This window comes from Fontisubflavum oceani (genome assembly GCF_030407165.1).
Classification (GTDB): domain Bacteria; phylum Pseudomonadota; class Alphaproteobacteria; order Rhodobacterales; family Rhodobacteraceae; genus Rhodophyticola; species Rhodophyticola oceani.
Genome location: NZ_CP129111.1, coordinates 503,260 through 524,287, shown reverse-complemented (window position 1 = coordinate 524,287; position 21,028 = coordinate 503,260). Strand labels below are relative to the sequence as shown.

20 protein-coding genes and 1 pseudogene are annotated in these 21,028 nt (G+C 61.7%); 11 read left to right on the top strand and 10 right to left on the bottom strand.

What is annotated here, in order from left to right; genetic code table 11:
* Positions 1–12: 12 nt before the first annotated feature.
* From QTA57_RS02725 to mnhG, 8 genes are read left to right on the top strand one after another with little or no spacing between them, the layout of a single operon-like run.
* Positions 13–552: a proton-conducting transporter transmembrane domain-containing protein gene (locus QTA57_RS02725; protein ID WP_290153446.1), complete on the top strand. Its 540-nt coding sequence runs from the start codon at positions 13–15 to the stop codon at positions 550–552.
* On the top strand, positions 513–2,324 hold the full coding sequence (gene mbhE / locus QTA57_RS02720; RefSeq protein WP_290153444.1) for a hydrogen gas-evolving membrane-bound hydrogenase subunit E: 1,812 nt from the start codon (positions 513–515) through the stop codon (positions 2,322–2,324). Before QTA57_RS02725 ends, mbhE begins: the two co-directional genes overlap by 40 nt.
* Positions 2,321–2,743, top strand: a complete 423-nt coding sequence (locus tag QTA57_RS02715) for a Na+/H+ antiporter subunit B (protein ID WP_253261135.1) — start codon at positions 2,321–2,323, stop codon at positions 2,741–2,743. The genes mbhE and QTA57_RS02715 overlap by 4 nt, the downstream gene beginning before the upstream one ends.
* 4 nt (positions 2,744–2,747) lie before the next feature.
* Entirely contained in the window at positions 2,748–3,110 is a 363-nt protein-coding gene (locus QTA57_RS02710; RefSeq protein WP_290153443.1) for a Na+/H+ antiporter subunit C, read from the top strand.
* On the top strand, positions 3,107–4,645 hold the full coding sequence (locus tag QTA57_RS02705) for a Na+/H+ antiporter subunit D (protein WP_290153442.1): 1,539 nt from the start codon (positions 3,107–3,109) through the stop codon (positions 4,643–4,645). Before QTA57_RS02710 ends, QTA57_RS02705 begins: the two co-directional genes overlap by 4 nt.
* A complete protein-coding gene (locus tag QTA57_RS02700; protein ID WP_290153440.1) occupies positions 4,642–5,118 on the top strand; it encodes a Na+/H+ antiporter subunit E in 477 nt (158 codons plus the stop codon). The genes QTA57_RS02705 and QTA57_RS02700 overlap by 4 nt, the downstream gene beginning before the upstream one ends.
* Before the next feature lie 5 nt (positions 5,119–5,123).
* On the top strand, positions 5,124–5,444 hold the full coding sequence (locus QTA57_RS02695) for a cation:proton antiporter (protein WP_290153439.1): 321 nt from the start codon (positions 5,124–5,126) through the stop codon (positions 5,442–5,444).
* Positions 5,441–5,776, top strand: a complete 336-nt coding sequence (mnhG, locus tag QTA57_RS02690) for a monovalent cation/H(+) antiporter subunit G (RefSeq protein ID WP_145212513.1) — start codon at positions 5,441–5,443, stop codon at positions 5,774–5,776. The genes QTA57_RS02695 and mnhG overlap by 4 nt, the downstream gene beginning before the upstream one ends.
* A 76-nt stretch (positions 5,777–5,852) precedes the next feature.
* Here the strand turns inward: mnhG and QTA57_RS02685 are convergent, their stop codons facing one another.
* From QTA57_RS02685 to QTA57_RS02675, 3 genes are read right to left on the bottom strand one after another with little or no spacing between them, the layout of a single operon-like run.
* Positions 5,853–6,653: a metallophosphoesterase gene (locus tag QTA57_RS02685; protein ID WP_290153437.1), complete on the bottom strand. Its 801-nt coding sequence runs from the start codon at positions 6,651–6,653 to the stop codon at positions 5,853–5,855.
* Positions 6,654–6,702: 49 nt separating this feature from the next.
* Positions 6,703–9,231 carry an ABC transporter permease gene (locus tag QTA57_RS02680; RefSeq protein ID WP_290153435.1) on the bottom strand — a complete coding sequence of 843 codons (2,529 nt, stop codon included), beginning with the start codon at positions 9,229–9,231 and terminating at the stop codon, positions 6,703–6,705.
* On the bottom strand, positions 9,228–9,923 hold the full coding sequence (locus QTA57_RS02675; RefSeq protein ID WP_290153434.1) for an ABC transporter ATP-binding protein: 696 nt from the start codon (positions 9,921–9,923) through the stop codon (positions 9,228–9,230). The genes QTA57_RS02680 and QTA57_RS02675 overlap by 4 nt, the downstream gene beginning before the upstream one ends.
* A 46-nt stretch (positions 9,924–9,969) precedes the next feature.
* Between QTA57_RS02675 and QTA57_RS02670 the strand changes: the two genes are divergently transcribed.
* Positions 9,970–10,623 (top strand): arylesterase, encoded by a 654-nt coding sequence (locus QTA57_RS02670; protein ID WP_290153433.1) that lies wholly within the window; start codon positions 9,970–9,972, stop codon positions 10,621–10,623.
* A 50-nt stretch (positions 10,624–10,673) separates the two neighbouring features.
* Here the strand turns inward: QTA57_RS02670 and QTA57_RS02665 are convergent, their stop codons facing one another.
* Positions 10,674–11,435 carry a DeoR/GlpR family DNA-binding transcription regulator gene (locus QTA57_RS02665; protein ID WP_290153432.1) on the bottom strand — a complete coding sequence of 254 codons (762 nt, stop codon included), beginning with the start codon at positions 11,433–11,435 and terminating at the stop codon, positions 10,674–10,676.
* Positions 11,436–11,504: 69 nt separating this feature from the next.
* Between QTA57_RS02665 and glpD the strand changes: the two are divergent.
* Positions 11,505–13,087, top strand: a pseudogene (gene glpD / locus QTA57_RS02660) (glycerol-3-phosphate dehydrogenase).
* 52 nt (positions 13,088–13,139) lie between these two features.
* On the top strand, positions 13,140–14,627 hold the full coding sequence (gene glpK / locus QTA57_RS02655; protein ID WP_290153431.1) for a glycerol kinase GlpK: 1,488 nt from the start codon (positions 13,140–13,142) through the stop codon (positions 14,625–14,627).
* 179 nt (positions 14,628–14,806) lie between these two features.
* Here the strand turns inward: glpK and QTA57_RS02650 are convergent, their stop codons facing one another.
* The 6 genes from QTA57_RS02650 to QTA57_RS02625 form a co-directional block, all read right to left on the bottom strand.
* Positions 14,807–16,897, bottom strand: a complete 2,091-nt coding sequence (locus QTA57_RS02650) for a PQQ-dependent dehydrogenase, methanol/ethanol family (RefSeq protein ID WP_145212489.1) — start codon at positions 16,895–16,897, stop codon at positions 14,807–14,809.
* A gap of 65 nt (positions 16,898–16,962) precedes the next feature.
* The gene (locus QTA57_RS02645) at positions 16,963–18,699 is read right to left on the bottom strand and encodes an AMP-binding protein (protein ID WP_290153428.1); all 1,737 of its coding nucleotides are present in this window, start codon (positions 18,697–18,699) and stop codon (positions 16,963–16,965) included.
* Between the two features lie 98 nt (positions 18,700–18,797).
* Positions 18,798–19,736, bottom strand: a complete 939-nt coding sequence (locus tag QTA57_RS02640; protein WP_290153427.1) for a helix-turn-helix domain-containing protein — start codon at positions 19,734–19,736, stop codon at positions 18,798–18,800.
* A gap of 273 nt (positions 19,737–20,009) precedes the next feature.
* Positions 20,010–20,201, bottom strand: coding sequence for a trimethylamine methyltransferase family protein (locus QTA57_RS02635; RefSeq protein ID WP_290153424.1), 192 nt, complete (start codon positions 20,199–20,201; stop codon positions 20,010–20,012).
* Between the two features lie 14 nt (positions 20,202–20,215).
* The gene (gene maiA, locus QTA57_RS02630; protein WP_290153423.1) at positions 20,216–20,845 is read right to left on the bottom strand and encodes a maleylacetoacetate isomerase; all 630 of its coding nucleotides are present in this window, start codon (positions 20,843–20,845) and stop codon (positions 20,216–20,218) included.
* On the bottom strand, positions 20,842–21,024 hold the full coding sequence (locus QTA57_RS02625) for a DUF2783 domain-containing protein (protein ID WP_290153421.1): 183 nt from the start codon (positions 21,022–21,024) through the stop codon (positions 20,842–20,844). The genes maiA and QTA57_RS02625 overlap by 4 nt, the downstream gene beginning before the upstream one ends.
* Positions 21,025–21,028: the final 4 nt, after the last annotated feature.

Below are 21,028 nucleotides of genomic sequence, written 5' to 3'. Positions count from 1 at the left end.
GGTGGGACAGACGTGGCAGAGGCAGGCGTAGAGGTGCCGCGCGCAGCAGGCGGGCCAGCGGGATGGATGTCGATTCTGATCCCCGTGGCGATCTTTGCCTATTTGGTGCAATTCGTGCCGCAGGTCGCGGCGGGCGAGGTCATTCTTTGGGCCTATGAGTGGGTGCCCGCGCTGGATATCCGGCTCTCGGTGATCCTGGATGGGCTGAGCCTGACCTTCGCGCTGTTGATCAGCGGCATCGGCGCATTGGTAACGCTTTATTCGTCGAAATACCTGGGCAACCATCCGGAATATCCGCGTTTCGTGCTTTACCTCATGGCGTTCATGGGCGGGATGTTGGGCCTGGTTTTGGCCGACAACCTGATCGCGCTTTTCGTGTTTTGGGAGGTGACGACGATCTCCTCCTACCTGCTTATCGGCTTCAACTCCGACGAGGCGAAATCGCGCCGTTCCGCCCTGCAAGCATTGCTTGTGACCGGGACCGGGGGCTGGCGCTTCTGGCGGGCATCATCATGCTGGGCAATGTGGCGGGCTCATTTGAGCTCTCCGTGATCCTGACCCAGGGCGACATGATCCGGGCACATCCGCTCTATGTGCCGATCGTGATCCTGTTCCTCGCAGGCGCCTTCACGAAATCGGCGCAGTTTCCGTTCCATTTCTGGCTGCCGAACGCGATGGCCGCGCCGACGCCGGTCTCGGCCTATCTACACTCCGCCACGATGGTAAAGGCGGGCGTGTTCTTGATGGCGCGGATGAATCCGGCGCTGGGCAGCACCGATCTGTGGTTCTGGACGTTGGTGATCGTGGGCGGGTTTACGGCCGTCTTTGCCAGCATCCTGGCCATGCGGCAGACCGACATCAAACAAGTCCTGGCCTATACCACGCTGATGGCGCTTGGCACGCTGACGCTCTTCATCGGGGCGGGGACAAGCGATGCGATCAAGGGAATGATGCTCTTTCTCGTCGTGCATTCGCTCTACAAAGCCGCGCTCTTCCTGATGATCGGGATTGTCGATCATGCCACCGGTACGCGCGAAGCTGAGGTGCTGCGCGGCTTGGGCCGCAAAATGCCGATCACTGCATTGGCGGCGGCGGTGGCCGCCGTGTCGATGGCGGGTATCCCGCCCTTGGTCGGCTTCATCGGCAAAGAGTTCCTCTACAAAGCGGGCTTGGAACTGGATCAAGGGATGATCTGGGTCACCGGCGCGGCTTTCGCGGCCTCGGCCCTGATGTTTGCGGTCGCCGGGATTGTGGCGTTGCGGCCCTTCTTCGGTCCGCTGGCCGAGACGCCGAAACCGGCGCATGAGGGGCCGGTCTTCATGCTGACCGGGCCGTTGGTTCTGGCCGGTCTGAGCCTGTTCTTTGGTCTCTTTCCAGACACGATCGAAGCCTGGCTGGTCGCGCCCGGTACTTGGGCGGTCTATGGCAGCCCGGATGTCGATGTTGATCTCTATCTCTTTGAGGAGGTCAATGCGGCCTTCATCCTGTCCCTGATCACCTTCGCGACGGGGGCGGTGATCTATGTGGTTCACCGACCGCTCCGCTCGTTCCTCGCGCGCCTGTTCGACGCCAATCCGATCAAATTCGACCCAGGTTGGGATGGCGTGTTGGACGGTCTGAAAGCGCTTGCCGCGTGGCAGACCCGGCACCTGCAATCGGGCGTGTTGCAGCGCTATCTCTTCGTGATTTTCGCAACCCTGGCGGTTCTGAGCGCCATCACGATCTGGTCCCGCGATGTGTTGGCGTTCGACTTGGATCTCGGGGCTGAGCTGGACGGGCTGTTGTTCAAACACTGGGCGGTGTTGGTGTTTGTCGCGGCAGGCTCGATCCTGACCGCGTTTACCTCCAGCCGGATGACCGCGATTGCCTCCTTGGGCGTGGTTGGGATTGGCGTGGCGCTGATCTTCATCATGTTCAGCGCGCCCGATGTGGCGATTACGCAGCTTTTGGTTGAGACACTGGTCGTGGTGTTGGTGGCGGTCGCGATGTTGAAGCTGCCGCGCCTCGAGATCATGGCGGGGCACCGAGACAAACGGCCTTGGCATGCAGTAGTGGCGGTGAGTGTCGGCCTGGTGACAACGGCGATTTTGATCGCGGTGTTGCAGGGCGATATCGACAGACGCCTGACCGACTATTTCGAAATCACCAGTTGGCCCGAAGCCTATGGCCGGAACATCGTTAACGTGATCCTCGTGGATTTCCGGGCGCTGGATACCTTTGGCGAGATCGCTGTGGTGATGATTGCGGCGCTGGCGGCCTATGCGCTTCTCCGCGGGACATATTATGGGCGACCGAAAGACGCCCGCGAGGAGGACGGCCAATGATGAATTCGCTGATCCTGAACGCCGCCACGCGGCTCTTGGTGGGGCTCTTGCTGCTCTTCTCGATCTATATGCTGCTGCGGGGACATAACCTGCCGGGTGGGGGCTTTATCGGTGGACTGATCGGGGCCACGGGCTTTGTCCTCTACGCCATCGCGCATGGCTGTTCGGCGACGCGCGCCGCGCTCCGGGTGGACCCGCAATCGATCGCGATGGTGGGCCTTGGTATTGCCCTGGCCGCTGGCGTCTTCGCCGCCTTCTTTGGGGATGCCCTGTTCACCGGGCAATGGTTGTTCATTGGAGAGACGGAGGATGACAAAGGCTTGCCGATTTCCTCGGTGCTGTTCTTCGACATTGGGGTCTATTTGGTCGTGTTCGGATCAATCCTGACCATCGTTTTGGCCCTGGAAGAGGAGGTCTGAGCCTATGGAACTCCTGATTTCCATCATGGTCGGCGTGATGATCGCCACCGGCACCTATCTGATGCTGGCACGCAATGTGTTGCGGTTCATTTTCGGGCTGGTCCTGATCTCGAATGCGGCCAATCTGATCATTTTTGTCTCTGGACGTTTGGTGGCGGAAAGCCCGCCTTTGATCCCGGAGGGGGCGGATGTGCCGCCGGAACTGGTCGCCAATGCGCTGCCGCAGGCGCTGGTCCTGACAGCAATCGTCATCGGCTTCGGCCTTTTCGCCTTCGCGCTGACCCTGGTCTATCGCGGGTATCAATCCATGGGGACGCTAATGAGTGATGAGATGCGCCTTGCCGAGCCGAAGGAGGATGGCCAATGAGTTGGCTTCTGGCGGCCCCCATCGTCATCCCCTTTACAACGGCGGTTTTGGCGTTCTTGTTCCGCAATGGCCCCGAGGGCCGGTGGATTTCGATTATTGGATCGGCGGGCCTTCTGATCGCCTCCGCGCTGTTGATGCAGGCGGTTTTGGCCGACGGCGTGATAGCCGGGCAGATGGGCAATTGGCCCGCACCCTTTGGCATCACGCTGGTGGCCGATCTGCTGAGCGCGGTTATGGTGGTGATCACCGGCGTGACCGGGTTGGCCGTGGCGATCTATGCGCTGGCCGATATTGAGAGCCGGCTTGAGAAGCTCGGCTATCATGCGCTGTTCCAAGTGCTGCTGGCCGGGGTCTGCGGCGCGTTCCTGACGGGCGACCTCTTCAACCTCTATGTCTGGTTCGAGGTGATGCTGATCGCGTCCTTTGGTCTTCTGATCCTGGGCGGGCGGCGGCAGCAGCTTGATGGCGGCATCAAATATGTGACCATCAATCTGGTCTCCACAATCCTGTTCTTGGCGGGCATCGGCTTGCTCTATGGGATGACGGGCACGCTCAACCTGGCCGATCTGCATCTTGCGGTCCAAGAGGTGGAAAACAAAGGCCTGCTCACTGTGGTTGCCGTGATGTTCATGGTGGCCTTCGGCGTGAAGGCGGCGGTCTTTCCGCTCTTCTTCTGGCTGCCTGCTTCTTATCACACGCCTTCGGTCGCGGTGTCGGCGATCTTTGCCGGGTTGCTGACCAAGGTCGGCGTCTATGCGCTCATTCGGATGTTCACCTTGGTCTTCACCGAAGACGTTGAATACACCCATACGATCCTTCTTTGGATTGCCGGATTTACGATGGTCACGGGCGTTTTGGGCGCAGCCGCTATGAATGATTTCCGGCGGATTCTGAGTTTCCATATCGTGAGTCAGATCGGATATATGATCCTCGGTCTGGCGCTCTTTACGCCGCTGGCCCTGGTCGGTTCGGTCTTCTATCTGGTCCACCACATCGTCGTGAAAGCGAACCTGTTCTTGGTCGCCGGTGTCGCTCGACGGATCGCAGGATCAACCGAGCTCAGCGCGATTGGTGGACTCTATAAGACCGCGCCGGTCCTCGGTCTCTTGTTCCTGATCCCGGCCTTCTCGCTTGCGGGCTTCCCGCCGCTCAGCGGGTTCTGGGCGAAATACATTTTGGTCAAGGCGAGCCTTGATCTAGAGATGTGGCTGATCGCCGGTGTCGCCTTGGTGGTGGGGCTTTTGACGATCTATTCGATGACCAAGATCTGGGGCAGCGCGTTTTGGAAGCCGCACCCGGCAGGGCTTGAGCCAAAGCTCAGCAGTTTGAGCAACCGGGATCGCGCGGCGCTGATCCTCCCAATCGCATCTTTGGCGATCCTGACCTGTGTCATCGGGCTTTTCCCAGAGCCATTCGTGCAATTCGCCGAACGCGCTGCAGATCAGCTTTTGTCGCCGACGGATTATGTGCAGACTGTTCTGGGACTTGAGGCAACCCAAGCGACCGGCTTGGCGCAATTGGAGACGGGTCCATGAATATCTTCACGCTCAATATCGTCCTTGCGGTCTCCTGGGCGGCGCTCACCGGGAACTTCACGCTTTCTGGTCTGGCGATCGGGTTCCTGCTCGGCTCGGCGGCGCTCTATGTCACACGACCGCTCTATCCCGGATCGGATCGGTACTTCCTGCGCGTCTGGCGCTGGGTGCGCTTGATCACGATGTTTCTCTATGAACTCGTGGTCAGTTCGATCCAGGTGGTGTGGGACGTGCTGACGCCCACCCATCACGCGCGGCCCGGTGTGATCTCGATGCCGCTTGATGCCAAAGGCGAGATGGAGGTGCTTTTGGTCACGAACCTGATTTCGCTGACCCCCGGTACCTTGAGCCTTGATGTGAACGAAGACTGCGACAAGCTTTATATCCATGCGATGTTTGCCGACGATCCTGACGAGATACGGCGGCAGCTCAAAGAGGGGATGGAGCGCTGGGTGATTGAGGCAATGGAGTAGGCGCGATGGAGATTTTGCAGACAGCGGTCGATATTGCCTTTGTCTTGGTGATGCTGGGCGTGGTGTTCGCCTTTGTGCGCCTGATCAAAGGGCCGAGCTTGCCCGACCGAGTTGTGGCGCTTGATATGATGACGGTGCTGATTGTGGCGTTCTGCGGCTTGTTCGCCTTGGCCTCGGGCGAAACCGCGTTCCTGGATGTGGCGATTGTGATGGCGCTGGTTGGGTTCCTAGCGACCGTGGCTTTGGCCCGGTTTGTGGAGCGGCGGGGTGCGCAGGAAGGTGAACCCGATGCGCAGGCCGCGGCTGATGAGGAGACGCAGCCATGATTTTGGAGCTGTTCCTGGTGGCGTTGGTGCTGATCGGCGGGTTTTTCTGCTTCATCGCGGGGCTCGGCGTCTTGCGGTTGCCCGATGTGCTGGTGCGGATGCACGCCTCGACCAAGGCGGGGACCTTAGGCAGCGGATTGATCCTGGTTGCGGTAGCGGTGCTTTTTGCGGATTTGGCGACGGTGACCCGGGCCGTAGCAACGATCGTGTTTCTGCTGATCACCGCACCGGTGGCCGCGCATATGATTGGCCGTGCGGCCTTCCGCTCGGGCGTTGCGATGTGGAAGACCAAGATTGAAGACGGTGCGGAGGATGCCCTCCGCCGACGCTAGCTGGAGCCCGGAAAACGTGCGTTTTCCGGTCCGTTTTCCGTGCGGAAAACGGATGCGCGGCGGGATGCTTGTTGCGCTAGGTCTGTAAGAAGATGTGATCGCCGTCGGGGCTGAGGGCACAGGCGGTCAGATGCCCGCTATGCCAGGCGCCGGTATCCATCGCGATGCGCCCCTGGGCAAAGAGTGGCTCGGTTACTTGGGCATGGCCGTGGGCGATCCAAATATCATCGGTGCGGGGGCGGCTTTCAAACTCTGGATGGCCCCAGAGCAGGGTTCTAGGGTTTTGATCTTCCATTCGATGCTGCGGATCGGCGGCGGCGTGAACCACCCAGAGATTGCCCGCCGACCAACTCAGCGGCAGCGCCGCGAGCCAGCTATGCCGTTCTGCCGTGAGGCTTGATTTCAGGAGGGCCGCCAGCTCAATCAAGGTCTCCGGACCGGGATGGCGAGGGATATCTTCGACTGGCAACCCGAGGCTTGCAAGCGTCGCTGCCGCTCCGGCCCGGAACCAGCGGGGGCCACGGATCACGGGATCGGCCAGAAAATCCAGCATCATCCGATCATGATTGCCCATCAGGCAGGTGACGTTGTCCGGCAATTCGGATGTCAGCTCATGAAGCCGCTCTAAGACCGAGCCGCTGTCTGGGCCGTTGTCAACATAATCGCCAACAAACACCAGATGCGGGTCTTGCGCTTTGGTCTCGCCGATATGTGCATCGATTAATTCCAGCATCTGTTCGAGCAAATCGGCGCGCCCGTGCAGATCGCCGACGATATAGACCGCGCGGCCCGGGATCGGGCGGCCCGGATCGCGGCTCTCTGGCGCGGCAGCGGTGTCCGTCGAGCGCCCGAGCAAAGAGGAAAGGCGGCCTTTCATGCCCCATGAGGTGCGCTTTTCGAGGGCGCTTGGCAAGGGGGCGTGGCGGTTATTCGCGCGCGCGCAGAACCCGCGCAGGCCGGGCCGCCAACGGACGGAGCGCGAAGGCAAGCCCGGCCAGAAGCGTGGCAAGGGCACCGCCGAGGATGATAGCGAGCGCGGAGATGGGCTCAAACTCATAGCTGGTTTCCATCACGAAGGTCATGATGGCCCATCCGCCAAGTGCGCCTGCGATAATCGCAACGCCCCCGGCTGCGGCCCCGAGGAGGCCCGAGCGGAGGGCAAAGCTTGCCAAAATATGACGGCGCGACGCGCCCACGGTTTTGAGAACGGCGGCCTCGAAGACTCGGCCCCGTTCGCCCGCTGCAGCCGCGCCGATCAACACAATGAAACCGGTGAGAAGCGTCGCGCCAGCGCCGTATGAGGTGGCGGCGGCGAGGCCGGAGAGCGCATCGGCCACCCGTTCCAATGCGTCACGCATCCGAATTGCGGTGATATTGGGTGCAGCGGAGGCCACATCGCGGAGAATCTGTGCCTCGGCGCTCTCTTCGGCATAGACAGTCGCGATATGGGTATGCGGAGCGCCAGCCAGCGCGTTCTGCGACATGGTCAGGATGAAGCCGATGCCCGCATTGGAGAAATCCACTTCTCGGAGGGCGGCGATCTCGGCGGTGATATCGCGGCCAAGGATATTGACGGTGATCTCATCGCCAATTGTCAGGCCGATCTCTTGCGCTTCCTCGGCGGCGAAGGCCACAAGTGGCGGACCCGCGTAGTCGTCGGGCCACCAGGCGCCGGCTACGACCTCAGAGGCGGGGGGCGCGGTGGTCAAATAGGTCACGCCCCGGTCACCTTGCAGGACCCAGTGATCGGCCGCGACCTCTTGCGCGGGCACGCCATTGATCCGGGTGATGAGGCCGCGCAGCATGGGCGCCGTGTCAACACGGCTAACCTCGGGGTCATTTTCGACGCGCTCAAGGAAGCCGGGCAGCTGATCGTTCTGGATGTCGACGAAGAAGTATGAGGGGGCCACATCCGGCAGATCACGTTCAATAGCGTTCCTGAGATTGCTGTCGATTTGGCCGACGGCGGCGAGGACGGTGAGGCCGAGGCCGAGGGAGAGGACGACGGACGTGGCCTCCGACCCAGGTCCACCGACCGAGCCAAGCGCCAGGCGGAGGGCGGTCCTGCCGCGCATGCCACGAGATCGGGCAAGGCGGCGGGACAGGGCGCGGACAGCCAGAGCGGCGAGAGCCAGGAGGAGCAGGGCGGCCAAGATACCGCCAGCGGTGTAGAAGGCCAGGATCGGGATGCCGGAGAGCCAGGCAGCGAGACCGATAAGCGCAGCGACAAGAGCGGCGGTGAGGATCAGAAAGATCGGGCGCGGCAGGGTGCGGGATTTGCCGGTGGCGTCGCGGAACAGGGCGGCGGCGCGGACCTGCTCTGTGCGGGCGAGGGGCCAGAGCGTGAAGATGAGCGCGGTGAGCAGGCCATAGAGCGCTGCCTCGGCCAGCGGGGCGGGATGGATGCCAAAAGCAGCCGGGATCGGGAGTTGTGCCTCGATCAGGGGCGCAAGCGCCAGCGGTGCGAGCGCGCCGAGCGCCAGGCCGAGGACGATGCCGAGCACGGTCAGAAGGCCGATTTGCAAGAAATATGCGGCAAAGATCGTGCGCCCCTCGGCCCCAAGCGTCTTCAACGTCGCGATGGTGGCGATTTTGCCATCGAGATAGGCGCGGATCGCGGCGGAGACACCCACCCCGCCGACGGCCAACCCGGCCAGACCCACGAGGACCAAAAACGCCCCCATCCGGGTGATAAACTGCTGAATACCTGGCGCGCCATTGCGGCTGTCACGCCAGCGCAGGCCGGTATCGCGGAACGCGGCCAGCGCGTCGTCTTCCAGCGCCTGCAAATTGGCAGCTTCGGGCAGACGGAGCCGATATTGGCTGTCATAGAGCGTGCCGGGCTGCAGCAGGCCGGAACTGGCCAAGCCGTCAAGGCCGACAATGCTGCGCGGGCCCAGGCCAAAGCCGCCGGACGCGCCATCGGGTTCGACTTCCAAGATTGCGGTCAGGCGGAAGTCTTGCGTGCCAAGCCGGAAGGTATCGCCGGGGCTGAGGCCCAAGCGGTCGGCAAGCACCTGCTGCATCACGCCACCGGGCAGGCCATCGCGCATGGCCAGCGCCTCGGTGATCGGGATGTCTGGGGTCAGTTCCACCGCGCCGTAGAGCGGGTAGAGATCGTCGACACCACGTACCTGCGTCAGGCCGCGTTCCGGCCCGGCCTCACCGTCAACCACGGCCATGGAACGGAAATCGACCGTCTCGGAGATGGAGGTTGCATTGGCTTCCATCCAAGCCCGTTCGGCTTCGGTCGCGAAACGGTAGGTGAAAGACATCTCGGCATCGCCGCCCAAGATGACCGCGCCCTCACGGGCAAGACCGTCTTGGATCGAAACGCGGACGGAGCCGACGGCGGCAATCGCGGCCACGCCTAATGCCAAACACGCTAGGAAAATGCGGAAGCCCCGCAATCCGCCCCGGAGCTCACGCCGGGCAATGCGGATGGCGACACTCATTCGGCGGCGTCCCTTGCGGTTTCCGGTTCGATCCGACCATCGCGGAGGCGGATTACCCGATCGCAGCGGGCGGCCAGATCAGGCGCATGGGTCACAAGGATCAATGTCGCACCATGGCGATCGCGCAGGCCAAAGAGCAGATCCATGATCGCGGCCCCATTGGTCTCATCGAGATTGCCGGTGGGCTCGTCGGCCAGAAGGATGTCGGGCCGTGGCGCGGCGGCGCGGGCCAGCGCCACGCGTTGCTGCTCGCCACCGGACATTTGGCTTGGGTAGTGATGGAGGCGATCAGCCAAGCCGACAGCGACCAGCTCGGCCTCGGCGCGCTCAAACGCATCGCGGTGACCGGCCAATTCCAGCGGGGTTGCCACATTTTCCAGCGCGGTCATGGTTGGAATAAGGTGGAAGGATTGGAAGACCACGCCCATATGTTCCCGGCGGAAGCGGGCGAGCGCGTCTTCGTTCATCACCGTCAGATCATGGCCAAGCGCTGTGACCGATCCCCCGGTGGCCTGTTCCAGCCCACCCATGAGCATGAGGAGAGACGATTTGCCTGAGCCTGACGGCCCCACCAACCCCACGGTTTCGCCCCTGGCGATATCGAGCGTGATCCCGTGCAGGATCTCGACCCGCCCGGCATTGCCGTCCAGCGCCAATTTGGTCTCAGTAAGGGAGAGGATCGGCTCTGCCATGTCTAAACGCCTTAGTTCAATTCGCTCCCTGGCATATGGGGCGCGGATGCGGTTGAGCAAGGTTGTTTTTGCCGGGTTTTTCGCGGGCCTGGCCTCTGGCGCGATGGCCGAAGAGATCACCTTGGTGGCTTTGGGCGACAGTCTGACCCAAGGCTTCGGCCTGGTCGAGGCGGACGGTTTTGTGCCGCAGCTTGAGGCGTGGCTGATCGCGCAGGGGCATGACGTGCGGGTGATCAATGCGGGTGTGTCGGGCGATACAACGGCGGGCGGGTTGGCCCGCGTGGCCTGGACGCTAACGCCCGAAGTCGATGCGATGATCGTGGCTTTGGGCGGCAATGATTTGTTGCGCGGGATCGACCCGGCGGTGTCACGGGCCAATCTGGATGGGATTTTGCGGGAGGCGGAGGCGCAGTCGCTGGAGGTTTTGCTGGTCGGTCTCCAGGCGCCGGGGAATTACGGGCCGGAGTATCAAGCGGCCTTCGATGCGATGTACCCGGAACTCGCCGAGACCTATGGCGCGCTGCATGTGGAGAGTTTTCTCGGCGGGTTGGAGGCGCAGGTTTTGGAGGGCGATACGGGTGCATTGGGCCGGTATATGCAAGATGATGGCATCCATCCGAACGCCGAGGGTGTGGCGCTGATCGTGGCGGCTCTCGGACCGGAGGTGGAGCGGCTGATCGCCCGCGTGGAGGCAGAGTAGTCTTCGGAATTCTTGGGAGTCCGGGCGCGAAACGTGCGTTTTTCGGCTCTTCACGTCGCGAGCGTGATTTTCGTCGCCGCGTCGTGACAGAGTTGGGTGAGAGCCTCAGGCGGTGGCGTATCTGTCACCCAATGGTCCAACTCGGTGAGCGAGGCGATGCGCACCGGGGCTTTTCGGGCGAGTTTGCCGTGATCGGCCACCAGCATCGCGCTGCGGGCCTGATCAAGGATCGCGCGCGCGACACGAACTTCCGACAGATCGAAATCGAGCAAATCGCCTGAGGCATCGAGGGCTGAGCCTCCGACGACCGCCAAGTCGACTTTGAACTGCCGGATGGTCTGCACCGCCAGATCGCCGACCAAGCCGCCATCGGAACGCCGGAGCGTGCCGCCGGTTAGGATGACTTCAGCGGTCGGGTTCGGAGCAAGGATTTGCGCCACATTCATATTGTTGGTGACAATCATGAGGTTCGCATGGTCGCGCAAGGCGCGGGCGACCGCCTCAGTGGTGGTGCCGATATTGAGGAAAAGCGAAGCGCCATTCGGGACGAGCGCTGCGGCGGCTTGACCAATCGCCTCCTTGGCCTCGGCATTCAGGCGACGGCGATCCTCATAGCCGATATTGGTCACGCCCGAGGGCAGGACCGCGCCGCCATGGATCCGGTCAAGCACACCAGCCTCACACATCTCGGTCAGATCGCGACGGATCGTTTGCACCGTCACCGCGAAATCGTCGGCAAGGCCGTCAACCATCACGCGCCCCTGCGCGCGGGCGAGAGAGAGAATGTCGGCTTGGCGGGGGCTGAGCGGCATGCGTGAACTTTCGTTTTTCTCCGTATAGCGAATAAAAACGAACATGAAAATTGACAAAGCGAATATCGGATGAGATCACGAGATGATCTCAGACAGGAGCGAGTCGTGACCCAGCCTTATGACCTGTTCATCATCGGCGGCGGCATCAACGGCTGCGGCATTGCGCGGGATGCGGCGGGCCGCGGCTTGAGCGTTTGCTTGGCCGAGAAGTTTGATTTGGCGGGCGCAACCTCCAGCGCCTCTACCAAGCTGTTTCACGGTGGGTTGCGCTATCTGGAGTATTTCGAAGTTGGGTTGGTGCGCAAAGCGTTGATCGAGCGGGAAACCCTGCTCCGCGCGATGCCGCATATCTCTTGGCCGATGCGCTTTGTGTTGCCGCTCTCAAAAGACATGCGGTTTGACAATGACACGCCGACATCGCGGCTTTTGTCGATCACGATGCCCTGGATGAAAGGGCGGCGACCGGATTGGCTGATCCGGATGGGGCTGTTCCTCTATGACCATCTGGGGGGCGGAAGATCTTGCCTGGGACCAGCACGTTGGACTTGGTCGGCAGCCCGGAAGGTGCGCCGCTGCAGGACCGATTCCACAAGGCCTTCGAGTATTCCGATTGTTGGGTCGAAGACGCGCGCCTTGTTGTTTTGAACGCCCGCGATGCCGAAGCGCGCGGCGCACGGATCATGACACGCACCGAAGTGGTAAGCGCCGAGCGGGTGGACGGCCTCTGGCAGGTGACCGTCAAGCGCGGCGGCGAGACCGAGATGATCACGGCCCGCGGTTTGGTGAATGCCGGCGGGCCCTGGGTAGCCGATATCGTGCAGAATGTGGCGCGGGTGAACAGCTCCGAAGGGGTGCGGCTTGTCCGGGGCAGTCATATCGTGACCCGGCGGCTTTTCGATCACGACAAATGCTATTTGTTTCAAGGAACCGATGGGCGGATCATTTTCGCGATCCCGTATGAGACGGATTTCACGCTGATCGGGACCACGGATGCGGAGCATGATGGCGACCCGACCGCGCCGGTCTGCACGCCGGAAGAAACAGCCTATCTCTGCCGGTTCGCGTCGGAGTATTTCCGGCAACCGGTGCGGGTCGAGGATGTGGTTTGGACCTATTCCGGCGTGCGCCCGCTTTATGACGATGGGGCGAAATCGGCCACGGCGGCAACGCGGGATTATGTGCTCTCGCTGGATGACGCGGGTGCACCGATGCTGAACGTGTTTGGCGGCAAGATCACGACCTATCGGAAATTGGCCGAGGCGGCTTTGGCGAAACTGGCGCCGCATTTCCCGAAAGCGACAGGGAACTGGACGGCGGGGGTGGCCCTGCCCGGCGGGGATTTCCCGGTTGATGGGCTTGACAATCTTGTAGAAGATTTGCGGACCCAATTTGCGTTTCTGACGCCGCAATGGGCGCGCCGCCTGGCGCGGGCCTACGGGACCGAAGCGGCGGAGATGCTGGGGGATGCCACCAAGATCGAGGATCTGGGGCAGATGTTTGGTGCCGATTTGAGCGAAGCGGAAGTGCGCTGGTTGATGACCCGGGAATATGCGGTCGAGGCGGCGGATGTGATCTGGCGCCGGTCGAAACTGGGCCTCAGAATGGGCGCCGAAGAGATCGCGGCGCTGGAGGCCTTCATGGCCGCAGAATGACTTGCGGGGACAGGCTGCCGAGATACGATCATGAAAGATAAGGGAGGGCGCAATGACCCATATTCTGGCTATTGATCAGGGGACGACATCCAGCCGGGCGATCATTTTCGACGCGACTTTGCAGCCGATCGCCAGCGCCCAGGAGGAGTTCACGCAGCACTTCCCCGCCTCGGGTTGGGTCGAACATGATCCGGCAGACATTTGGGTGACGACGGCAGGGACCTGTCGCGAAGCGATTGAGCGCGCGGGGCTTGGACCCGAGGATATCGCCGCGATTGGCATCACAAATCAGCGCGAAACCGTGGTGGTTTGGGACCGCGAGACCGGGCAGCCGGTTCACAACGCGATTGTTTGGCAGGATCGACGGACCTCTGAGATGTGCGCGCGGCTGAAGGCCGAGGGGCATGAGGCGATGGTGCAGCATAAGACCGGGTTGCTGCTGGACCCCTATTTTTCGGGCACCAAACTTGCCTGGCTCTTGGAGAACGTCGATGGTGTCCGGGAGAAGGCAGAGGATGGAAAACTGGCCTTTGGGACGGTGGACAGTTTCCTGATTTGGAAGCTGACCGGTGGTGCTGCCCATGTCACCGACGCAACCAATGCGGCGCGGACACTCTTATATAATATTCGCGAGGGTGCATGGGATGCGGAGATTTGCGAACTTTTGCGCATCCCGATGTCGATGTTGCCAGAGGTGAAAGATTGCGGCGCCGAATTTGGGATGACGCGGGCCGATCTCTTTGGAAAGCCGCTGCCGATTTTGGGCGTGGCGGGAGATCAACAGGCCGCCACATTGGGGCAGGCTTGCTTCCAGCCGGGGATGTTGAAATCCACCTATGGAACCGGGTGTTTCGCGCTTCTCAATACGGGTGAGACGTTGGTGGAAAGCCAGAACCGGATGCTGGGGACGATCGCCTATCAGTTTGATGGCAAGCCGACTTATGCGTTGGAAGGCTCGATCTTCATTGCTGGGGCTGTGGTGCAATGGCTGCGCGATGGGCTGAAGATCATCCGCGACGCTTCGGAGAGCCAGGGCTTGGCGGAAGCCGCCGATGCGGAGCAGGAACTGTATCTTGTGCCCGCTTTTGTGGGGCTGGGCGCGCCCTATTGGGACCCGGAATGCCGGGGGGCGATTTACGGCCTGACGCGTGGGTCCGGCCCGGCGGAGTTTGCCCGCGCGGCCCTGGAGAGTGTCGGGTTTCAGACGCGGGACCTATGGGAGGCGATGCGCGCCGATTGGCAGGGCGCGGGCGGCGAGAATGTGCTGCGCGTTGATGGCGGGATGAGCGCGTCGGATTGGACGATGCAGTTTCTGGCCGATATTTTGGGCGCGCCGGTGGACCGACCGAAAGTGCTGGAGACGACCGCGTTGGGCGCGGCTTGGGTCGCGGGAATGCGGGCCGGGATTTATCCCGATCAAGACGGGTTCGCGGCAACCTGGGCGCTGGATCGTCAGTTTGAACCGGCGATGTCGACGGAGATGCGAGAGGCGCGTTATGCCGGATGGAAAGACGCGGTGGCGCGGACCTTGAGCCGGTAGAGCGGGCCGCATCAACTCAAGCCCCATTTCGGGAGCCGTCGCCGCTGCGGGCGTGGCCTTTGGGCCACGTGGACGTCGAGACTAACCCGTGAATGCAGATATGTTTGGTCGGCTCGCCGTCAGGTTTCGGTGCCTTGGTGCGGCCCCACCTGCGTTTGCTGGGAGGGGCCTATTGCAGCTTACTGCGGGCGGACCGCGTCCGCCGTGCCTTGGATAAAGGCGACCAGGCGGGTGACATCCTCCTCGCTCAGACGCTCCGCGAAGCTCGGCATGCCGTTGTCCACGCCGATCCCATCCAAAATCCAGGCATTAGCATTCATCAGCACATCCGGCGTGGAATAGCCCAGATTGGGAATTGCGCCGCCATTGTTGACGCCGGGCACGCCGTGGCAGAATAGGCAATTGGAGACATAGATCGCCAACCCTTCTCCAACATGCTCCGGATCATACGGTACGCCAGAGACCAATTCGAGCCGGGAGGACAGTTCCGCCTCGGGCATCGGTTGATCGGCCCCAACCCGGAAGGTGAAGACACGCCCCGCGCCGACCCGATCTGTGGCACGCTGCATCAAGCCATAGACCCCACCCCAACCAACGGCGATGGTGACATATTGCTGCCCGTCATGTTCCCAGGTGTTGGGGGCCGCAACCACGCCGGAGGTGACGGGCACTTGCCAAAGCGCCTCGCCGGTTGTGGCGTTATAGGCGATGAAGCGGCCATCGGCGGTGCCTTGGAAGACCAGATTGCCTGCCGTGGTCAGCGTGCCGCCATTCCAGGGGCTGACATATTCCGCGCGCCAGACCTCGCGTTGTGCAACCGGATCCCAGGCCAGGAGATGGCCGAACGGGGTCGCCTCCGGCGCCACGACATTGAAGAGATAGCCGAGGTTCCAGCCGACACCCGACATGGTGGACATCGGTTGATGGCTGTTGAGCGCCCAATTCGGGTCGGTCGATTGCACCAGCGGCACACCTTGGGCCGGGATGTAGACCAGCCCGGTATCGGGATTGTAGCTCATCGGGTGCCAGTTATGGGCGCCGTAGGCTGACGGGACGGTCTCGAACGGTTCGTCGCGCGACCGTGCGGCCGGGTTCTCGATCGGGCGGCCGTTCTCGTCATAGGCGGTGGCCCAGGTGGTTTCCACAAACGGCTCGGCGGAGATGAACTCTCCGTTTGTTCGGTCGATCACATAGAAGAACCCATTCTTCGGCGCTTGCATGAGGATTTGCCGCATCTCGCCGTCGATCTCCAGATCGGCCAAGATGATATGCTGCGTCGAGGTGTAATCCCACGTGTCGCCCGGCGTGTTTTGATAGTGCCAGACATAGTCGCCGGTATCGGGGTTCAGCGCGACGATGGAGGCCAGGAACAGGTTGTCGCCGCCTGCGGGGCTGCGCAGATGCTGGTTCCAGGGGCTGCCATTGCCGGTGCCGACATAGAGCAAGTTTAGATCCGGGTCATAGGCCATCGCGTCCCAGATCGTGCCGCCGCCGCCCGCAAGCCAATACTCGGCGGAGGGGTCCCAGGTCTCCGCGGCCATCTCCATCGCAGCGTTTTCGTAAGGAAGGGCGGGGTCGCCAGGGACGACGTACCAGCGCCAACTCATCTCGCCGGTCGCCGCATCGAAGGCCGAGATATAGCCGCGCACGCCAAACTCCGCCCCACCATTGCCGATCAGGACATTGCCGTTGATCACCCGGGGCGCACCGGTGATCGTGTAGGACATTTCGCGGTTTTCGATTGTGTCGGTGACCCAGACCCGCTCGCCGGTCGCAGCATCAATCGCGTGCAGATAACCGTCAAAGGCGCCGACAAAAACCATGCCATCATAAACCGCGACGCCGCGGTTCACGACATCGCAGCAGCCGCGTTCGCCGAAATCGCCGGGCACTTCGGGGTCATAGACCCAGAGCTGCTCGCCAGTCACCGCGTCGAGCGCGTGGACGATGGACCAGGACGCGGTGACATACATGACACCATCCACGACGATGGGTGTCGATTGCACACCCCGGTCGGAGTTGAGGTTGTAGGACCATTCCAGGCCGAGTTCACCAACGTTATCGGTCGTGATCGCGTCGAGTTGCGAATAGCGGGTTTCGGCGTAGTTCAGCCCGTAATTCAGCCAGTTCCGGTCATGGGCGTCATTAGCAATGATCGCGTCTGTATCAATTGCGCCGACTGCCGCGCGGATCTCGTCTTGGGTGATGGTCTGTGCCTGGACAGCACCCGCCACCAAGGCAGCGCAAGCCGCCCCTAACAGATGTCTCATCTTGGTCCTCCCTTAGGTCCTTCTTGATCTTCTGTGCCGTCAGTCCCTTCGTTTGTGTCGCCGCTTCACGCGGTCTTTTCGATGTCGATGCCCAGTTCCTCGACCATGGCGTCTCGCATGACGAATTTCTGCGGTTTGCCGGTCACGGTCATCGGCAGTTCGGATTTGAAACGCACCAGGGCGGGCACTTTGAAATGCGCGATCTGATCGCGGCAAAACTGTCGGATGGCGTCTTCGGTCGGTGTGGCACCGGGTTTAGGCACGATCCAGGCGGCGACGATCTCGCCGTATTTGTGGTCGGGAACGCCAAAAACCTGAACTTGGCTGACATCGGGATGGGTATAGAGGAATTCCTCAATCTCGCGCGGATAGACGTTCTCACCGCCGCGCACGATCATGTCTTTCACCCGTCCAGTGATGTTGCAGTACCCCTCGGCGTCAATTGTGGCGAGATCGCCAGTATGCATCCAGCCTTCGGCATCAATGGCCTCGGCTGTGCGTTTCGGCTCATCCCAATAGCCCTGCATCACGGAATAGCCGCGGGTCATCAACTCGCCTTGCTCCGCCACATCGGCGATGGAGCCATCTTCACGCGCGATCTTCACCTCCAGATGTGGCTGAATTCGCCCGACTGAGCCGACCCGTTTGTCGAGCGGTGTGTCGGTGTCGGATTGGAAGGAGACGGGCGAGGTCTCGGTCATACCATAAGCGATGGTGACCTCAGACATATGCATGTCGCGTTGGACCTGTTTCATCACCTCGATGGGGCAGGGCGCACCGGCCATGATACCGGTGCGCAGGCTAGAGAGGTCGAACTCCCCAAAGCGGTCATGTTCTAACATCCCCACAAACATCGTCGGCACGGCATAAAGTGCGGTGCAGCGCTCTTCCGCGACGGTTTCGAGGGTGTTGATCGGGTCGAACCCCTCGCCGGGGACGATCATGGCCGCGCCTTTGGTGACACAGCCAAGCGTGCCCATCACCATGCCGAAACAGTGGTAGAACGGGACCGGAATACAGAGCCGGTCCACCTCTGAGAACTTCATTGCGGCGGTTACGAAATGGGCGTTGTTGACGATGTTGCGATGTGTCAGCGTCGCGCCTTTCGGCATGCCGGTCGTGCCAGAGGTGAACTGAACATTCACCGGGTCATGGCGGTCGAGCGTCGCCGTGATAGCGTCGAGATCGGCCGTGGGGACGTCTGCGCCTTTCGCTTCGATCTCAGGAAAGCTGAAGCATCCCGGATGCAGCGCGTCGCCCATGACAATCACGTGCCGGAGGTCGGGCAAGCTGGCGGAGTGTAGGTCACCGGGTGCGTCTTCGTTCAGCTCTGGCGCGACGACGCGCAGCATGGCGAGGTATTCCGACGACTTAAACCGCTCAGGCAGGATCAGCGCAGCGCAGCCGGTTTTCGCCAGCGCGAATTCCAGTTCGTGCAGGCGATAGGCCGGGTTGATATTCACCAAGATCACCCCGATCCGGGCGGTCGCGAATTGCGCCAATAACCATTCATAGCGGTTGGGGGCCCAGACACCGCAACGGTCGCCTTTCGCCAGGCCCAACCGCATCAGCCCGCCAGCCAGCGCGTCGACCCGGGCCGCGAACTCCGCCCAGGTCCAGCGGATGCCCTGGGCGCGGAACACGACCGCCTCTTGCGTGCTAAAGCGCGCCACGGCGTCGGCCAGAAGCGCCGGGATGGTCAACTCGATCAACGGTTCGTCCGTGGGCCCGGCCACATGAGCGACCCCCTGGGGCGTGATGCCCAAAGCCGCCTTTTCAGCAGGCGCGATGCCTTCTGTCATTCTGTCCTCCCTTAGGTCTGGTGATCGCGAGCATGTGCGAGACAGACCTCCGCTTGGGCACCTATCGTGCCGCGCGGAAAATCCGGAGTCTCGGCATTTTACGCCATATGCGGCGGCGCCTCATGGCGGCGGCGGTGGTAGTCGCGCGGGCTCATGCCAAAGCGGGCGCGAAAGCCACGGTTGAAATTCGACAGGTCCTGAAACCCGGCGCGATAGGCGATGTCGGAGATCCGGCCATGCACATGGGGCAAATGGTTCAGATGCTCGGTGACAAAGCGATAACGCTTGGATCGGACCAGATCGATAAAACTGGTGCCTTGGGCCTGGAACAGACGCTGGATTTGACGCTCGGACTGACCAAGTTGCGCCGCGAGCCAAGGTAGGGAGAGGTAATCGGCGGTCAGATGGGTGTCGATCAAATCCAGCGCCAGTTCATAGCGATCGGCGGCATTGCTCAGCTCGATCCCCGCCAGCCCGTCTTCGGGGCGCGAGAAGGCCAAGTGGATCATATCGAAGAGCAGTGTGGCGTTGCCCTGCCGGTCGCCCGCGCCGTTTTCATTAAAGAAGCGGAAGAAATGTTTGGTCAGCATCGCGTTGACCGGATTGCCCGCGTCCAGCCGTTCTCCGATCCGCACACCCGGGCGGCGCTCGCTCAGAAAGCTTTGGCGCGGCAAGTGGACGGACATCAAGCGGCTGCTGTCTTCGGCCATGTGCAAGACGCCCTCTTTGGTGCTGTCCAGCAGCAGGCAATCGCCAGGCGTCAGGCGCGATTGGCTCTCATTGTGATCGACGGCCAGCGTGCCGGTCATCTCGATCACAAAGAAGATATATTCGTTCTCGTCACGCCGAATGCCCGCACGATCCCGCTCAATCTTGGCGACATTACCCCAGACATCGGCCACATCCAGGTGGTCGAATCCATGTACCCCGATCTGGCCTTTGACGGCCCGTTGTCCGCGTTGCGGGACACCGTCATAGGCGCCGCAAATCGCGTGCAAATCTTCATACCATTGATCGAATGGTGTCTCCCGGAGCATCGGGGTCCTCCCTTTGGGCCAACCGATCTTTGCCGGTGTTTGGCCCCAAAGAGTATGCAGACAGGCTTTCGCTGCGTAAAGCCCCCGGCGGCTAGAGCTCTGTCCCGGCGCGATGTTCGGACCAGCGCAGGCCCGTTGCCAACGCGCATTTGGGCGATATCCAGATGTTTCTGCGCCTGGCTCATTGCGCTTAGTTGAGCGGTGCCTTCGAGATTGTGTTGATGGCTCTTGTCGGTCGCTGCCGTGTTGGTTTTGCCGCAGGGATTGAAGGCCTCAGTACCGAGGCCAAACACCTCGGCATCCCAGGAATCCTGGTTTAGAACATCTCGCCTTCGCACCTGCTTTGCGCCAGTCCTCCAAGGCAATGTCATTGCGAAACTGCGCGCCAACGTTTCCGAGGACATGCATCCAGGTTGCGTTGATCCGCACAACCTCCTCCGGGCCTATTGGTGCGATCGGCGGCAAGCGACGGTTGAGTGTTAGCTGGCGGTGACCGCTTCGGGCGTCGCGGCGGCAAACGCGGGGTGTGTCGCGCAAGCGGCCTCAATGCTTTTGATGCGCGTGCAATCGCTGTAATCCGCGCCCCACCGATTGGCGTTGTAAAGCTGCGGGATCAGGCAAAGATCGGGCAAGCTCGGATGATCGCCGATCGCGAACGGCGTTTGTTCAAACTCCGCCAGGAGAGTTTCGAAAGCGCGCAGCCCTGGTCGGATGAAATGCTGCATCCAGTTGGTGCGCGCAGGCTCTTCGCCGCCCGTGGCATGGGTCACGACGGAGAGGTTGCAGACCGGGTGCAAATCGACCGCGATGACATAGGCGAGGGCTCGGACCTTGGCCCGTAGCACTGGATCGTTCGGCAGAAACCCCAGCTTGCGCGTTGTGTCGAGATAGTCGATGATGGCGAGGGACTGGGTGAAGCTCTGCCCATCGATCTCAAGCACGGGAACCAGGCCTTGCGGGTTTCGCGCCAGATGGTCAGTCGCCTTATGATCTTTTTCTAGAAGATTGACCTGAACCGCGCGGTAGGGGGTGCCCGCGAGGTTTAGCGCGATCCGCACCCGGTAGCTGGCCGAAGAATTGGGATAATCGTAGAGGATGGTCTCGCTCATTTGGCGGCGTCAAGTGCGGCCGAGATCACGGCGCGATCCCCGATATGGTTGCAGAGGATCAAGATCAGCCGGGCGTTCAGCGCATCGCTTTCCGCTTTGCTGAGCCCGTCATGGGCGCTCAAAAGCTCCTGATAGAACCCGTCTTGATCCGGGATGTTGGCGGCGGTGTTCAAGCTCATAGGC

Bases quoted from the DNA above. Each gene is read 5' to 3' on its own strand.
- mbhE (WP_290153444.1), top strand. From the start codon at position 513: ATGCTGGGCAATGTGGCGGGCTCATTTGAGCTCTCCGTGATCCTGACC.
- QTA57_RS02715 (WP_253261135.1), top strand. From the start codon at position 2,321: ATGATGAATTCGCTGATCCTGAACGCCGCCACGCGGCTCTTGGTGGGG.
- QTA57_RS02710 (WP_290153443.1), top strand. From the start codon at position 2,748: ATGGAACTCCTGATTTCCATCATGGTCGGCGTGATGATCGCCACCGGC.
- QTA57_RS02705 (WP_290153442.1), top strand. From the start codon at position 3,107: ATGAGTTGGCTTCTGGCGGCCCCCATCGTCATCCCCTTTACAACGGCG.
- QTA57_RS02700 (WP_290153440.1), top strand. From the start codon at position 4,642: ATGAATATCTTCACGCTCAATATCGTCCTTGCGGTCTCCTGGGCGGCG.
- QTA57_RS02695 (WP_290153439.1), top strand. From the start codon at position 5,124: ATGGAGATTTTGCAGACAGCGGTCGATATTGCCTTTGTCTTGGTGATG.
- mnhG (WP_145212513.1), top strand. From the start codon at position 5,441: ATGATTTTGGAGCTGTTCCTGGTGGCGTTGGTGCTGATCGGCGGGTTT.
- QTA57_RS02685 (WP_290153437.1), bottom strand. From the start codon at position 6,653: ATGAAAGGCCGCCTTTCCTCTTTGCTCGGGCGCTCGACGGACACCGCT.
- QTA57_RS02680 (WP_290153435.1), bottom strand. From the start codon at position 9,231: ATGAGTGTCGCCATCCGCATTGCCCGGCGTGAGCTCCGGGGCGGATTG.
- QTA57_RS02675 (WP_290153434.1), bottom strand. From the start codon at position 9,923: ATGGCAGAGCCGATCCTCTCCCTTACTGAGACCAAATTGGCGCTGGAC.
- QTA57_RS02670 (WP_290153433.1), top strand. From the start codon at position 9,970: ATGCGGTTGAGCAAGGTTGTTTTTGCCGGGTTTTTCGCGGGCCTGGCC.
- QTA57_RS02665 (WP_290153432.1), bottom strand. From the start codon at position 11,435: ATGCCGCTCAGCCCCCGCCAAGCCGACATTCTCTCTCTCGCCCGCGCG.
- glpK (WP_290153431.1), top strand. From the start codon at position 13,140: ATGACCCATATTCTGGCTATTGATCAGGGGACGACATCCAGCCGGGCG.
- QTA57_RS02650 (WP_145212489.1), bottom strand. From the start codon at position 16,897: ATGAGACATCTGTTAGGGGCGGCTTGCGCTGCCTTGGTGGCGGGTGCT.
- QTA57_RS02645 (WP_290153428.1), bottom strand. From the start codon at position 18,699: ATGACAGAAGGCATCGCGCCTGCTGAAAAGGCGGCTTTGGGCATCACG.
- QTA57_RS02640 (WP_290153427.1), bottom strand. From the start codon at position 19,736: ATGCTCCGGGAGACACCATTCGATCAATGGTATGAAGATTTGCACGCG.
- maiA (WP_290153423.1), bottom strand. From the start codon at position 20,845: ATGAGCGAGACCATCCTCTACGATTATCCCAATTCTTCGGCCAGCTAC.
- QTA57_RS02625 (WP_290153421.1), bottom strand. From the start codon at position 21,024: ATGAGCTTGAACACCGCCGCCAACATCCCGGATCAAGACGGGTTCTAT.